Below are 15,497 nucleotides of genomic sequence, written 5' to 3' on the forward strand. Positions count from 1 at the left end.
TTCTAAAAAATATCTGTCCATAATGAACGTATTAAGCGATTTAGATCCGAAAACAGTCAAAATGATGTCATGGGAAACGTTTCCCATCATTTTATGCGTTTCCACTAAGCTGATTATATCAGGTGCAGGGGGAGCTCATTATAGGGGTGAAACAGGGGGAATTATGAATATCAAGGATATTGCAAGGCTATCAGGCGTTGGTATCGCCACGGTCTCCAGGGTAATTAATAACTCCGGTGTCGTAAGTGATGCAACCAGAGCTAAAGTAATGGCTGTTGTAAGAGAACATAATTACATTCCAAATGGAAATGCAAGCAATCTGAAAAAAACGCGTTCTAATACGATAGCGCTTATGGTTAAGGGGATTGCAAATCCGTTTTTTGCAGACATGATCAAAGAAGTAGAGCGTCAAGTGAATCTGCGCGGCTGCCCGCTTCTGATCCAGCATGTTGAAGATGGAGTGGATGAGATCAATGCTGCTCTTCAGCTTGTGAAGGAAAAGAATTTATACGGGGTAATCTTTATGGGTGGTACATATGACCATTCTGAAGAAAAATTCAAACAATTGCCGATCCCATTCGTTTTGACTACCATCACGACTACGAAGGATGTTGATCCTGCCGTATTCTCCAGTGTGATCATTGATGATATGCAAGAGTCTTATAAAGCTGTGAGCTATCTAATTTCACTCGGACACCGGAGCATTTGCTTTTTGGCCAGATTTCCTTTGGTTCAGCATACTACCGGAAACCGTCGTCTTATGGGTTATATTAAGGCGCTTGAGGATCATGGGATTGAGTATGATGCTTCCTTGGTAGAGGATTGTGAATACAGTCCAAGTTCTGGTTTCACGGCTACGAAAAGACTGCTTAATAAGAAAAAAGATATCACCGCTGTATTTGCCGCATCAGATACCATCGCTATCGGAGCTGCCAAGGCTTTATTGTCTTTGGGTCTATCGATTCCAAATGATATTTCGATCATCGGATTTGACGGTATAGAGATGGCAGAATACTATCACCCATCGCTGGATACGATTAGCCAACCTGGGGTGGATATGGCGAAAGCCAGTGTTGAAATTCTGTTTGACCTGATTTCGGGACAATCGGAGAACAAACATGTGGTATTCGAGTCTGTTTTGGTAAAGCGGGGATCTTGCAAGAAGATTAATAAACAAGCATAAACGCCTTCGGCATAATTTCTTATATTTTAAAAAAGGTTCCGTAAGGAGATGACATATGGCACTTCTAACCGTTGAGACTGGTTCTCCTACCTTAAGAATGACAACGTCCATCAGTATCATCTCCCCCGTTGATTCGGGCAATACCACCGGAGGAACGCTCTATCTGTTACATGGTGCTGGCGACAATGCTAGCACATGGTACAGGCTGACCACCATTGAGCAGTATGCTAACAAGTATGGCTGTACAGTCATAATGCCTCAGGTAGGAAGAAGCTATTATACAGATATGGAGTACGGACTGGATTACTTCCACTATGTTACGCAAGAGCTTCCTGAGCTTTGTGGCCGAATGATGAGGCTGGATGATGATCCGCAAAAGACGTATGTTGCCGGACTATCGATGGGCGGATATGGGGCACTAAAATGTGCACTTACCTATCCTGAGCGTTACAGCAAAGTAGTTTCCTTATCAGGCGTTACAGATATTCAGAAAAGATTGAAAGACCCGCAAATGTCTTCGGATATGGCGAGGGAGATGGCAGGCACTTTCGGAAAACGCTTACAAGTTAAGCCGGATCAAGATCTGTATGCTTTAGCGGCTAAATTGGTCGACGATAAACGTAAGCTGCCTTCAATTTTGACCTGCTGTGGCTCGGAAGATCCATTTGTGGAGATGAACCGGGAATTTGCTTCTCATATGCAAGCGAGTCCCTATACATTTCAATATGTTGAGACTCCGGGAACACATGAATGGAGATTCTGGGAGGAGCATCTGAAGACAACTTTTGATTTCTTGTACAACTAAGAGCAATGAGCAATTGCAGAAAGAGATATTATGGAGGATTTGAGATGAAAGACCAGCAACTGACGTCCCTGTTGAACCAGATGACGCTTGAAGAGAAAATAGCACAATTGCAGCAGCTAGCTGCTAATTTCTATGAAGGAGCGGAAGAAGGAGGGCAAATCACTGGCCCTATGGCATCCATGGGGATTACGGATCACATGATTGAGAACAGTGGTTCAGTACTTGGACTTTCGGGCGCAGAGCAAGTCATTGCCGTCCAAGAAGCTCATTTACGTAAAAATAGATTGGGTATTCCACTGCTGATGATGGCGGATATCGTGCATGGCTTTAAGACGATTTTTCCGGTGCCACTGGCGATTGGTTGCTCTTGGGATATGGAACGGGCGGAGCTAAGCGCTGAGATTGCTGCTAAAGAAGCGGCAGTATCTGGTGTACACGTTACTTTTGCACCTATGGCGGACCTTGTTCGGGACCCGCGTTGGGGAAGAGTGATGGAGTCTACCGGCGAAGATCCTTATTTGAATGGTAGGTTTGCCCGTGCATTTGTACGCGGGTTTCAGGGAAATGACTTGACGGGTGATGTAAGTCGTCTGGCGGCTTGCGTTAAGCACTTTGCAGCCTATGGTCTATCCGAAGGCGGACGGGATTATAATACGGTCGATTTATCAGAACGTCAGCTACGGGAATATTATCTGCCAGCCTATCGTGCAGCACTGGATGAGGGTGCAGAAATGGTTATGACTTCGTTCAACACGATTGATGGGATTCCAATAAGCGGAAACGTTAAGCTGCTTCGTCAGCTGCTGCGTGAGGAATGGGGCTTTGACGGCGTGTTGATCTCCGATTGGGGCGCGGTGAAGGAACTGATCCCGCATGGTGTCGCCGAGGATGAGGCTGAAGCAGCACTTAAAGCTATCAAAGCTAGCGTGGATATTGAGATGATGACAGAGTGTTATGTGCACCAATTGCCAGCTCTTGTAGCTGACGGGCAAGTGGATGAAAGTATCATTGATGAAGCCGTACTTCGTATTTTGAAATTGAAGCAAAGACTGGGCTTGTTTGAGAATCCGTTACGTGGGGCAGATATAGAGAAAGAGCGCGAGGTAATTTTCTGTGATGCTCACCGGACAGCAGCGAGAGAATTAGCGGTTAAATCCTGCGTTCTACTGAAGAATGATCAGGTTCTGCCGCTTGCGACAGAGCAGCGGATTGCGCTAATCGGACCGTTTGCTAATAACGGAGATATTCTTGGACCATGGTCCTGGTTGGGTTCAACAGAAGAAGCTAGCCTTCTTGCTCCAGCTTTTGAAGCTCGTGCAGCTGCTGGTAAGGTTACCGTTGCAGAAGGCTCCGGGATTGAGAGCTTTACAGAAGAGCAATGGCTGGAGGCGAAAGCGGCAGCGCTGGAAGCCGATGTGATTGTGCTGGCGCTTGGAGAACATTCGGATATGAGCGGAGAAGCTGGAAGTCGTTCAGATATCCGCTTGCCGGAAGCGCAGCGTGAGCTTTTGCAACGTATGAAGACGCTGGGTAAGCCTGTTGTTGTGGTGTTGTTTAACGGACGCCCACTGGATCTTAGTGGTGTGATCGAGAACGCGGATGCTATTCTGGAAGCCTGGTTCCCAGGAAGCGAGGGCGGTGCGGCGATTACCAGTCTACTGTATGGTGACGAGAATCCGTCAGGAAGATTAACGATGTCTTTCCCTGTATCTGTTGGGCAAATTCCGGTCTATTACAATCATTTCAACACTGGACGTCCTCTACATGCACCGGGTGCGGACAAGCGTTATGTCTCACAATATTTGGACATTCCTAATGAGCCGTTCCTACCATTTGGCTTTGGTCTTAGTTATACGACATTTAGCTACAGTGAACCGATCCTTTCCGGTGAAATAATGACGAAGGATCAGCCTATTAAAGTAACTGTTACGGTGACTAATACAGGCAATGTACAAGGTGAAGAGGTAGTGCAGCTCTATATCCGAGACATTTCAGGAGAAGTTGTTAGACCAATGAAGGAACTGAAAGATTTTGCTAAGATCAGCCTCTCCCCGGGAGAAAGCCAGGAAGTGAGCTTTACGCTTACAGAAGAACAGCTTCGTTACTATCATAGCGACTTAAGCTTTAGCAGTGATCCGGGACAATTCAAATTGTTTGTGGGTCCAAATAGCCAAGAGGTTAAAGAACGCGATTTTCGCTTAACATTAGCTTAAGTAGAATATATACGACACAGGCTGTCGTAATAGAGGAGTGCAAGAATATGACTACTAATATGAATTCTAACATCCATTTAAACGCTGGAGACTTATCATTCACTTTTACAAACAGTGGGGACTTGTTCCAAGTTCTCCATGAACGGACAATGATCAATCAATTGCTGCCTAATATCGTGGATGGCTCCTTATCCAACCTATATTTACGCATTCATAGTAATGGAAGCATTCAAGCTGTTCCTTTGCTGGGCATTCATTCCTCAAGCACTGTACGTAAGGCTGGGAACCACTTGGTTTGGGAAGGTACTGCGGAAAATATCGAGTATCAGGTTATTTTTACTCCGACGGCTCAAGGCGCTTGGTTCTGGGACGTGAAGCTTAAAGGGCAAGATGCAGATGTGGATATCGTGTACGGACAAGATGTGGGTATTGCCGATATCGGTGCTGTTCGCAGTAATGAAGCCTATCTGTCACAGTATATTGACCACGCCGTATTCGAGGATCAGTCAAAGGGATATGTAGTATGTTCCAGACAGAATCAACCGCAAGGTGGCAAATTTCCATATCTACAACAGGGTGCAATCACTAAGGCAGCAAGCTTCTCAACAGATGGTTTCCAATTCTTTGGATTGTCTTATAAAGAGACCAATCAACCAGAAAGCCTGAGCCGTGAGCAATTAAGTAATGAAATCTATCAATATGAATTCGCTTATACTGCGCTGCAATCGGAGCGGGTGAAGCTGAGTGGAGAAGCCCGGTTTGTATTTTATGGATTGTTCAAGCAAGATCATCCAGAAGCGATTACCTCGTTAGAATTCACGAAGGATGTTGCTGCGGCTTGGGAAACGGTAAAAGATTTGCCTTTAGAAGCTGAAGCACCGCTCGAGCGTTCTTTCTTGACAAAAGAGCTGGGAGCACCACTAGCTGCAAATTCTCTGACGAGCGAAGAGATCGAAGCCTTGTTCCCGGTTCGCTATCAAGAGGAAAAAGAGGGAGACCAGCTTCTGTCTTTCTTCACGGAAAATTATGAGCATGTTGTATTAAAAGAGAAGGAACTTAAGGTAGAGCGTCCTCATGGTCATATTCTAATGAGTGGGGATAATGCCCGACTTAACGATAAGGTAATCACTACGACTTCCTATATGTACGGAATATTTAACTCTCAAATCGTTATTGGCAATACCAATTTCAACAAGCTCATGACCAATGCCAGAAATGCACTTAACATTCCAAAGGCTTCGGGACAAAGAATCTATGTACAGTGGAATGGCGAATATCGCCTCTTGACCATGCCTTCATTGTTCGAGGTTGGTTTCAACTATGCCCGTTGGTATTACAGAACAGATGGCGAATGCTTTATTATTACGAACTACACTACTGCAGATTCTCCGGAGATATTCCTGAATGTGCGTACGGAAAGTGGAAAAGCTTATCGCTATCTAGTCACTAATCAAATCACTATGAACGTTAACGAATACGAGCTTCCATATCAATTCAAACAAGAAGAGGGAACCGTAACCTTCTCGGCTGATAGAAGTGCACTAAGTGCAGGAGAATATCCTGATCTGCAATATAAATTCCAGGTACAGGGAGCGGATTTCACTCTTCAAAATGAAGGTAGACTTGTCTCTCATGCTGACCAGTCAGATGCGCCGCTAGCTATTCTGGAACTGTCGGAGAGCAGTGAATGGACAATGAACATTCAAGGTCTTCTGGATGGTAAGGAGATTCAATCGAGCAGCCGTACAGCTGAAGAGGAGATTTCCGCATACCGCGAGTTCTACAGCGGGGTTATGAATGGCTTCCGCTTGACGTTAGGTGATGGGTCCGAAGGTGAATTGTTTAAGGTAAATGCTCTAGCTTGGTGGTATACACATAATATGCTCGTCCATTATTCAGTCCCTCACGGATTGGAACAATACGGCGGCGCTGCTTGGGGAACCCGTGACGTGTGTCAGGGACCAGTGGAATACTTCATGGCTACGCAAAAATACGATCAGGTTCGTGAAATATTGCTGACCCTGTATGCTCATCAATATGAAGATGATGGTAACTGGCCACAGTGGTTCATGTTTGATAAATATACGAAGATTCAGCAAGAGGAGAGCCATGGAGATATTATTGTATGGCCACTCAAAGTGCTTGGAGACTATTTGGCGGTAACGCAAGACTACAGTATTTTGCAAGCGACTGTGCCTTATACTCGTAAGCATAGCTTTGATTTTACAGAGGAAAAAGCGACGCTGCTGGATCATGCACGGAAGGAAGTTGCTTATATTAAGAATCACTTCCTGCATGACACGCATTTGTCTTCTTACGGTGATGGAGACTGGGATGATACACTCCAACCGGCTAATCCACAGCTGAAGCAGTACATGGTTAGCAGCTGGACAGTGGCGCTTACCTATCAGACATTGAATCAGTTCTCAGAAGTGCTTCATAAAGTTGATCCAGCAGGTTCGGAAGAGCTGAAAGCGATGGTGGAGGGAATCCGTGAGGATTTCAACACACATATGCTTCAATCTGAGGTAATTCCAGGCTTCTTGTATATGGAGGACCCAGAGCAAGTGAAGCTTATGGTACATCCAAGTGATACGGAAACAGGGATCCAATACCGTCTGCTGCCAATGACGCGCAGTATGATCAGTGAGCTGCTTACACCAGAACAAGCCGAAGCCCACTATGAAGTAATCCAAGATAAACTGTTCTGTCCAGATGGCGTTCGTTTGATGAACCGTCCAGCTCAATATGTTGGCGGCGTAAGCACCCATTTCAAACGTGCGGAGCAAGCTTCTAACTTTGGTCGGGAAATTGGACTTCAATATGTACATGCACACATCCGTTATGTAGAAGCTATGGCTAAGCTAGGGAAAACCGATCAGGTCTGGAATGGCCTAGCGGCGATCAATCCGATCGGAATCCGCGACGTGGTGCCAAACGCTGAACTACGTCAGGCTAACTCTTATTTCAGTAGCTCGGATGGTAAATTTAACACCCGTTACGAGGCACAGGAGAATTTCGATAAACTGCGTAATGGTGACGTAGCGGTTAAAGGTGGCTGGAGAATCTATTCAAGCGGTCCTGGGATCTACATGAACCAGTTGATCTCGAATGCACTGGGGATCCGTACGGAAGGTGGAGATTTAATCGTCGATCCAATTCTGCCGGAGTCGCTGGACGGAATGCGCTTTAGCTTTGAATATGCAGGCACTAAGGTAGACTTTATTTATCACCTTACGGGCTCTGATAACAGTCGGATTACTGTTAACGGTACAGAAGTGCAAGCCGAAGGTACGCTTAATCGCTACCGTAGTGGTGGTATCCGTATCAAACGTGAGGACTTTGATCGTCTCTGCGTAGAAGCTGGAAATGTGATAGACATCTATAAGTAAGATAATAAAAGAAGGGCAATCTCCGCGATAAGCGTGGAGATTGCCCTTTTTGTACTACATACGGCTCGGTGTCGGTAACCCAAGCACTTCAAGTACATCCCCTAAAGTATCCTTAAATCTCGAAGTGAGCCAGAGGCGGAACGCGATGGTAGCCTCCTCACCTTTTAAAATCGGACATATAGAATAGAAGTTATTGAAAAGTGTGGCTAAGGTATGCGCGTACGTGCAGAGTATATTCGGTGTTAACTCTATGCTGGCAGCATACAATGTCTCTTGCCAGACGCTAAGCTGTCTCAGCAAAGCGAGCTCTGCCTTTTCCATTTCGATGGGGCATTGAAATTCTGAGCCATCTGTGCTGAATGGGATTGTAGATTTGCTCAAAACACTGCTAGCACGGGCATAGGTGTACATCAGATAAACCCCGGTATTACCGGATATTTCGGTAGCCTGTTTGAAATCAAACACGATTTCCGTTCCCAGGTTAAACCGCAGCAGATAATAACGAATAGCAGCAGCTGCAATAATATGGCTGGAAAGACCCTCTTTGTCGGAGCGCGAATGTTCTATATTCTGTTCCATAAGCTTTACTAAATCGCTCACCTTAACGCCGATTCCTTGGCGCCCGGACATGGCATAAGAAGATTTTCCTTCTGAAATATCTATCCCCAGCTCAGCAGCAGAGGCCGGACTAAGAGAAACAACGCCATAACTTACATGATGGAGCTTCTCAGCCTGCTCGTTATATCCTAGTGCTCCTAAAGCCTGCTTAACCATTTGTTGCGGATATTCCTGTCTATAATCGATCACGTTAATAACACGGTCGGCATGTCCATAAGGCTCATGGGTTCCAGTTAATCCTGTGGTCCATAAACCAGACGAGAATTCACTGTAGGTGAAATCTTTGGATAGTAGACCGAATTTCCAGAGATGATAAGCAATGTCTTTGGCTGTGTACGTCAAAATCCCATTCGAACGCACAAGCACCTTATCCATCTGATGATCCTCTGAATCCGCTCCACTGCTAACCTCTGTCCCTTGCTTTAGCACCCAGCAGCCCGCAAGTTTGCCTTCAGTCTCCTGTACAAAAACTGCCGTTTGCTTCAATAGCTCAGATGCGGCTGTCCAGAATCCCTCTTTTAAAATATTGCTCTCCCACACCAGCAGGTCATAGTGAATACCAAAACGCTTCATTTCCGCTACATGTTCTCTCACAATACGTTCAGCGACTAAGTTGCCCAGCCACGCCTCATTACCATCACCCTGTTCAAGGGCATGCAGCATATCCGTGCGCTTGTGAGTGATCTCTGGATTCCGTGCATATTCTTTGTTCACTTTGGCATATAGATCCCAGCAATAATCACCGAAACGTTGATGTTCCCCTTCTAAAGGTACATTTAATAAACCAACGACTGTATCTGCCAGCTGGTTGCCCAGATCATCCACATAGTTATGGACCTCTACGTTATGTCCGGTTCTTTTCATTATTCTGACCAGCGCATCGCCGATGCAAGCATTTCTCAGATGACCTACATGAGCAGCTTTATTTGGATTGATTGAAGTGTGCTCTATGATGACCTTTTCCCTTGTGTTGTCAGGCAGATTAAAGGAATGTTTAGCCCACACCTGCCAATTCATATACAAATTAATAAATCCAGGAGCAGCTACTTCGACTTTTTGTAAAAGACCCGTGTATCTCTCTTGTAATTTAATTTCTGCTTTTACTAACTCTGCTATGACGAGAGGGGATTTACGCAGGAGTTTGGCTAGCTGCATAGCAATATTGCAGGAATAATCACCATGCTCTAGATTAGCTGGCTGTTCGATCAGAATTGCAACATCGTTTGGGTAGGCAACTTCTAAGGTGTGGAATACTTTTTTTACACTTTGTTCAATGCTGTGTTTGATGATTTGACTTAACATTTTATACCCTCCTTTGAAAATACAAAAAAGCCATCGTCTCAAAAGAGACGAGGGCTTTAGCGCTCGCGGTACCACTCTCGTTGCTAAACAGATGTTTAGCCACCTTACAGGATAACGGTCTTCAGCCGGGACTTCCTACTTAGGTTCAGAAGTCCATCTCACGGGTGCGCTTCATTAGGTGATCTGTACCGGCTTGCACTTACCCGGCTCGCTGTGGACTAGAACACGTTAACTACTCTCCCGTTCATCGATGCTTGAATAATTTTTATCAGTATAACGAATATTTCGAAAAAAGCAATAGGGTGTTACTCAGTAAAGTCTAGAAGATGCTTGAGTTTTAGATTGTCCGATTAGTAGATTACAAATTCAAAGAATAGAAGGTTGTCTTTTTCTCGAGTGGCAATTCCTTTGCTTAAATGTCCACACATTAACTTTAAATACAGAATATTACTATATAGAGCTATTAATTATGAACCATGTTACTAGTGTTGTAGTTTTTAATCTTTCAAACTGCTGGTGGAAGGGAGGAGTGAATAAAGATGGCTTTATTTTCTACTGGACCTATAGATAATAGTCCAATTCTGGGGATCAGACAGACGCAAATGGTAACGGTAAAAGTAGTTAATCGTGATTCTCTTAATTCTTATAATCTCGTCATTCAAGGCTTCTTACTAAATGGATCAAGAACAATGTATGTGAATGAAATGGTAAGTCTCGCACCTAACCAAGTTCTAACTAGGAACTATTTTGCTGATTTAGACGCATTTGAATTTGAGTTTGTAACATTAGAAGAAGTTGAAGCAGAGATAGGGATCTCAGTCTGGGGAAAACAGGCTTCGGGAGAATTGGTAGATTCTCATCGTATAGTAGCGTGGGAAAAACATACAGCAATAATTTAAAGGAGTGTTGAAAATTGAGTTATTTATCTACCGGGCCGATAGATAATACCATGGTGGGAGGTATACGACCTACTCAACATGTTACGATCAAAATCGATAACCGAAGCGACGTTATTTCTTCTACGGTTCTCGTCCAAGGATATTATATGGATGGGACAAGAACTTTATATGTTAGTGAGCTTGTTAACGTTATGCCTGATCAATTTATAACAAAGGACTATTATGCGGATTTTGATGCGTTTGAATTTGTTTTTACGACTCTAAGCCTGGTAGATGATCCTATTCAAATTTCAGTCTGGGGAAAAAATAGTGTAGGTCAAATTGTGACTGCTCACCGACTTGTCCATGCTGAATTACTTGGAGCAACGGTAGGGGCAACTGGTGCTACAGGGGCAGATGGAGCGACAGGGGCAACGGGTGCGGATGGAGCCGACGGAGCGACTGGAGCAACAGGGGCAGACGGAGCGACTGGAGCAACAGGGGCAGACGGAGTGACTGGCGCAACAGGGGCAGCCGGAGGAGCGACAGGAGCAACGGGAGCAGATGGAGCGACAGGAGCAACTGGAGCCGATGGAGCGACAGGAGCAACAGGGGCAGACGGAGCGACAGGAGCAACGGGAGCGGACGGAGTGACAGGAGCAACAGGAGCCGACGGAGTGACAGGTGCAACAGGAGCCGACGGAGTGACAGGAGCAACGGGAGCAGATGGAGTGACAGGAGCAACGGGAGCCGATGGAGCCACTGGGGCAACGGGAGCCGATGGAGTGACCGGAGCAACGGGAGCGGCTGGTGTAACTGGAGCAACAGGAGCCGACGGAGTGACCGGAGCAACGGGAGCCGACGGAGTGACAGGGGCAACGGGAGCAGTTGGAGCGACTGGAGCAACAGGAGCCGACGGAGTGACCGGAGCAACGGGAGCCGACGGAGTGACAGGGGCAACGGGAGCCGATGGAGCGACAGGAGCAACGGGAGCCGATGGAGCGACTGGAGCAACAGGGGCAGACGGAGCGACTGGAGCAACGGGAGCCGATGGGGTGACTGGAGCAACAGGAGCCGACGGAGTGACAGGTGCAACGGGAGCCGATGGAGTGACTGGAGCAACTGGAGCGACTGGAGCGACTGGAGCAACAGGAGCAACAGGAGTGACCGGAGCAACGGGAGCCGATGGAGTGACAGGAGCAACGGGAGCCGATGGAGTGACAGGAGCAACGGGAGCCGATGGAGTGACTGGAGCAACTGGAGCGACTGGAGCGACTGGAGCGACTGGAGCAACAGGAGCAGATGGAGCGACTGGAGCAACGGGAGCCGACGGAGTGACTGGAGCAACAGGGGCAACGGGAGCCGATGGAGTGACTGGAGCAACAGGGGCAGCTGGAGTGACTGGGGCAACCGGAGCAGTTGGAGCGACTGGTGCAACAGGAGCCGACGGGGTGACTGGAGCGACGGGAGCGGCAGGTGTAACTGGTACAACAGGAGCCGACGGGGTGACTGGAGCGACGGGAGCGGCAGGTGTAACTGGAGCAACAGGAGCGGCAGGTGTGACTGGAGCAACGGGAGCGGCTGGAGTGACCGGAGCAGTTGGAGCGACTGGTGCAACAGGAGCCGACGGGGTGACTGGAGCGACGGGAGCGGCAGGTGTAACTGGTACAACAGGAGCCGACGGGGTGACTGGAGCGACGGGAGCGGCAGGTGACTGGAGCAACAGGAGCAGGTGTGACTGGAGCAACAGCGGCTGGAGCAGACCGGAGCAACAGCGATGGATTGACTGGAGCAACGGGAGCCGACGGGGTGACTGGAGCAACAGGAGCGGATGGTGTGACTGGAGCAACAGGGGGCTGGAGCGACTGGTGCAACAGGAGCCGATGGGTGACTGGAGCAACAGGGGCAGCTGGAGTGACTGGAGGACTGGAGGACTGCAACAGGAGCCGACGGGGTGACTGGAGCAACTGGAGCAGCTGGAGTGACTGGAGCAGGGGGAGCTGGAGTGACTGGAGCAACAGGAGCGGCAGGTGTGACTGGAGCAACGGGAGCGGCTGGAGTGACCGGAGCAACAGGAGCCGATGGATTGACCGGAGCAACGGGAGCAGTTGGAGCGACTGGATCAACGGGAGCCGACGGGGTGACTGGAGCAACAGGAGCGGCAGGTGTGACTGGAGCAACAGGGGTAGCTGGAGTGACTGGTGCAACAGGAGCCGACGGGGTGACTGGAGCAACTGGAGCAGCTGGAGTGACTGGAGCAACAGGGGCAGCTGGAGCGACTGGAGCAACAGGAGCGGCAGGTGTGACTGGAGCAACGGGAGCCGACGGAGTGACCGGAGCAACTGGAGCAGCTGGAGTGACTGGAGCAACAGGGGCAGCTGGAGCGACTGGAGCAACGGGAGCGGACGGAGTGACTGGAGCGACGGGAGCGGCAGGTGTAACTGGAGCAACAGGAGCGGCAGGTGTGACTGGAGCAACGGGAGCGGACGGAGTGACTGGAGCAACGGGGGCAGCTGGAGTGACTGGAGCAACCGGAGCAGCTGGAGTAACTGGAGCAACGGGGGCAACTGGAGTAACTGGAGCAACGGGAGCGACTGGTGTAACGGGAGTAACAGGAATAACTGGTGTGACTGGAGCAACAGGGCCGAATATTCAAGCTGAGGGATTCTCAGCGTTCCTATCAGCTTTGTCAGTTTCTACTTCTTCCCAACTGACTGGATGGTCTGTGGCTTCTCCTTTCTATTCTGATCCTTCCTTTAACCCCGTTTCGGGAAATTACACAGTTCCGACAACGGGTAGATATTCTATTGAAGCGACCATTAACTATTCCACAACTGCCTCAATCTCAATTAGTCTTGGTAGTGGGGTTAATCCAGCTTTCGTAGTTCAGAGAACTTCTCCTACTTCAACAAATCTGGTAAGTGGATTATTCCCTGTGTTGGATGTGAATGTTGCGCTTATTCTAGATTTGAGAGCTATTTTGGGAAGTGGGACTGTAACGCTGGTTGGAGAATTTGCACTAACAGCAGGTGATGTTATTGGTTTGTTCTATGTTTCTAATGGCTTGACGGTTCCTTTGAATCTGGGCGGTGCCAATACTTCGGGTATAGTTTGGTCTGTTCATGAATTGACGTAAATTTATCTCTGAGTTTGATTGTAAAAATAGAGGATGCTCAGTAGCCGTTAGGATGGCTTCCTGAGCTATCCTCTATTTTGTTAACGGGACAAGTTTTGGGCAGAACGGAATAATGCTCCTAAGAGTTACAATCTATTGAATATTGATAGATTTATAGATTTTTCCAATAGCACTCAATATGTATAGTAGTAGCTTTTGATAGATGTCCACACATTAAAAAGAGAAAAGAATATTACTATTAAGAGCTGAAAATTTCCAACTGAAAAATATAATAGGCTCATTGTTAGCGAATTTAGAGTAGATCGGAGGAATGATTATAGTAACGCTACTATTTAGAATTTTTTGCAGGCAATCTATTTAAAAATAAAAGGAGTTGATAACTTGAGTTATTTATCTACTGGACCTATAGAAAACAATCTGGTAAGCGGTGAAAGACCCACTCAGCTTGTTACTATTAAACTTGTTAATCAGAGTGATGTCACTGCGTCGTTGATTCAAGTCGAAGGATATTATATGAACGGTACAAGAACACTATATGTTAGTGAACTTCATACTGTGGGACCTAATGAAGTACTAACAAATGATTATTATGCAAATTTTGATTCATTCGAATTTTCATTTACAACACCAACTTTGATAGACGATCCAATTCAAGTCTCAGTTTGGGGAAAAAGCAGCACAGGTCAATTAGTGACTGCTCATCGGCTTGTCTACTCTGAATTGTATGGTGAAAATATAGGTTATTCAGGAGCCACTGGAGCCACCGGAGATACCGGAGCGACAGGAAGTACAGGTGCGACCGGAGCAGCAGGAAGCGCTGGAGTTACCGGAGCAACGGGAAGCGCAGGTGCAACAGGAGCAACGGGAAGTGCAGGTGCAACAGGAGCAACAGGAAGCGCAGGTGTAACAGGAGCGACAGGAAGCGCAGGTGTAACTGGAGCAACAGGAAGCGCAGGTGTAACAGGAGCGACAGGAAGCGCAGGTGTAACTGGAGCAACAGGAAGTGCAGGCGTGACTGGAGTAACAGGAAGTGCAGGTGCAACAGGAGCGACAGGAAGCGCAGGTGCAACAGGAGCAACGGGAAGCGCAGGTGCAACAGGAGCAACGGGAAGTGCAGGTGCAACAGGAGCAACGGGAAGTGCAGGTGCAACAGGAGCGACAGGAAGCGCAGGAGTTACCGGAGCAGCGGGAAGCGCAGGTGTAACAGGAGCGACAGGAAGCGCAGGTGTAACTGGAGCAACAGGAAGCGCAGGTGTAACAGGAGCAACAGGAAGCGCAGGTGTAACTGGAGCAACGGGAAGTGGAGGCGCAACTGGAGCGACTGGAGTGACAGGAACAACCGGAGCAACGGGACCTGCTGGTTCAGGTGCAATCATTCCTTATGCTTCTGGTCTTCCTGTAGCTATGACAACTGTATTAGGAGGCTTGCTTAATACTTCAAGTATCGTAGGATTCGGAAGTAGTGCGACGAATATTAGTGCTGCTGGCGGTACGATAGATCTCACCGGAGCGGCTGGAACCTTGCTGAACTTTGCATTCTCAGTTCCACGCACCGGAACGATTACCTCTTTGGCGGCCTATTTCAGCACAACAGCAGCGCTTAGTTTATTAGGTTCTACAGTAACAATCATTGCTCAATTATACAGTTCTTCTACCCCTAACAATACCTTTACTGCAGTCCCTGGTGCTGTAGTCACATTAAGTCCTCCATTTACAGGTGTCCTTTCACTTGGCACAATTAGCAGTGGTATTACTACAGGCTTGAGCATTCCTGTAACCACTGGAGAGCGGTTGCTGTTGGTCTTCACTTCAACAGTATCGGCCGGAGTCGACGTTGCTACAACCATTGCAGGCTACGCTAGTGCAGGAGTTACAATCGCATAATCTGATGATGATTATGACGTATTTACTACAGAAAAAGGGATATCCCAAAAGCCATTTGGCTGAAGGATATCCCTATTTTTCTCCAA

Annotated in this window: 9 protein-coding genes and 1 other annotated feature; of the genes, 8 read left to right on the forward strand and 1 reads right to left on the reverse strand. The window is 47.5% G+C overall.

Going from position 1 to position 15,497, the window contains the following annotated elements; genetic code table 11:
* The first annotated feature begins 163 nt into the window (after positions 1-163).
* Genes MKX35_RS09245 through MKX35_RS09260 form a run of 4 tightly spaced genes read left to right on the forward strand, consistent with a single transcriptional unit; the run spans position 164 to position 7,593 of the window.
* Positions 164-1,183: a LacI family DNA-binding transcriptional regulator gene (locus MKX35_RS09245; RefSeq protein ID WP_076300475.1), complete on the forward strand. Its 1,020-nt coding sequence runs from the start codon at positions 164-166 to the stop codon at positions 1,181-1,183.
* Positions 1,184-1,238: 55 nt separating this feature from the next.
* Positions 1,239-1,988, forward strand: a complete 750-nt coding sequence (locus MKX35_RS09250) for an alpha/beta hydrolase (protein ID WP_042191309.1) — start codon at positions 1,239-1,241, stop codon at positions 1,986-1,988.
* A gap of 44 nt (positions 1,989-2,032) precedes the next feature.
* A complete protein-coding gene (locus MKX35_RS09255; protein ID WP_076286061.1) occupies positions 2,033-4,201 on the forward strand; it encodes a glycoside hydrolase family 3 N-terminal domain-containing protein in 2,169 nt (722 codons plus the stop codon).
* A 47-nt stretch (positions 4,202-4,248) separates the two neighbouring features.
* On the forward strand, positions 4,249-7,593 hold the full coding sequence (locus MKX35_RS09260; protein ID WP_076300476.1) for a GH36-type glycosyl hydrolase domain-containing protein: 3,345 nt from the start codon (positions 4,249-4,251) through the stop codon (positions 7,591-7,593).
* Between the two features lie 54 nt (positions 7,594-7,647).
* Here the strand turns inward: MKX35_RS09260 and MKX35_RS09265 are convergent, their stop codons facing one another.
* Positions 7,648-9,513, reverse strand: coding sequence for an arginine--tRNA ligase (locus MKX35_RS09265; protein ID WP_076300477.1), 1,866 nt, complete (start codon positions 9,511-9,513; stop codon positions 7,648-7,650).
* 40 nt (positions 9,514-9,553) lie between these two features.
* Positions 9,554-9,770, reverse strand: a binding site (T-box leader).
* A 282-nt stretch (positions 9,771-10,052) separates the two neighbouring features.
* On the opposite strand from MKX35_RS09265, the gene MKX35_RS09270 reads away from it, so the two are divergent.
* The 4 genes from MKX35_RS09270 (at position 10,053) to MKX35_RS09285 (ending at position 15,411) form a co-directional block, all read left to right on the forward strand.
* Positions 10,053-10,412 (forward strand): hypothetical protein, encoded by a 360-nt coding sequence (locus tag MKX35_RS09270; protein ID WP_076300478.1) that lies wholly within the window; start codon positions 10,053-10,055, stop codon positions 10,410-10,412.
* Between the two features lie 14 nt (positions 10,413-10,426).
* A complete protein-coding gene (locus tag MKX35_RS31845) occupies positions 10,427-12,349 on the forward strand; it encodes an autotransporter outer membrane beta-barrel domain-containing protein (RefSeq protein ID WP_445671583.1) in 1,923 nt (640 codons plus the stop codon).
* The gene (locus MKX35_RS09280) at positions 12,346-13,527 is read left to right on the forward strand and encodes a collagen-like protein (protein ID WP_341044080.1); all 1,182 of its coding nucleotides are present in this window, start codon (positions 12,346-12,348) and stop codon (positions 13,525-13,527) included. The genes MKX35_RS31845 and MKX35_RS09280 overlap by 4 nt, the downstream gene beginning before the upstream one ends.
* Positions 13,528-13,908: 381 nt before the next feature.
* Entirely contained in the window at positions 13,909-15,411 is a 1,503-nt protein-coding gene (locus MKX35_RS09285; protein ID WP_341044082.1) for an exosporium glycoprotein BclB-related protein, read from the forward strand.
* Positions 15,412-15,497: the final 86 nt, after the last annotated feature.

The organism is Paenibacillus sp. FSL R5-0923 (assembly GCF_038009145.1).
Classification (GTDB): domain Bacteria; phylum Bacillota; class Bacilli; order Paenibacillales; family Paenibacillaceae; genus Paenibacillus_AQ.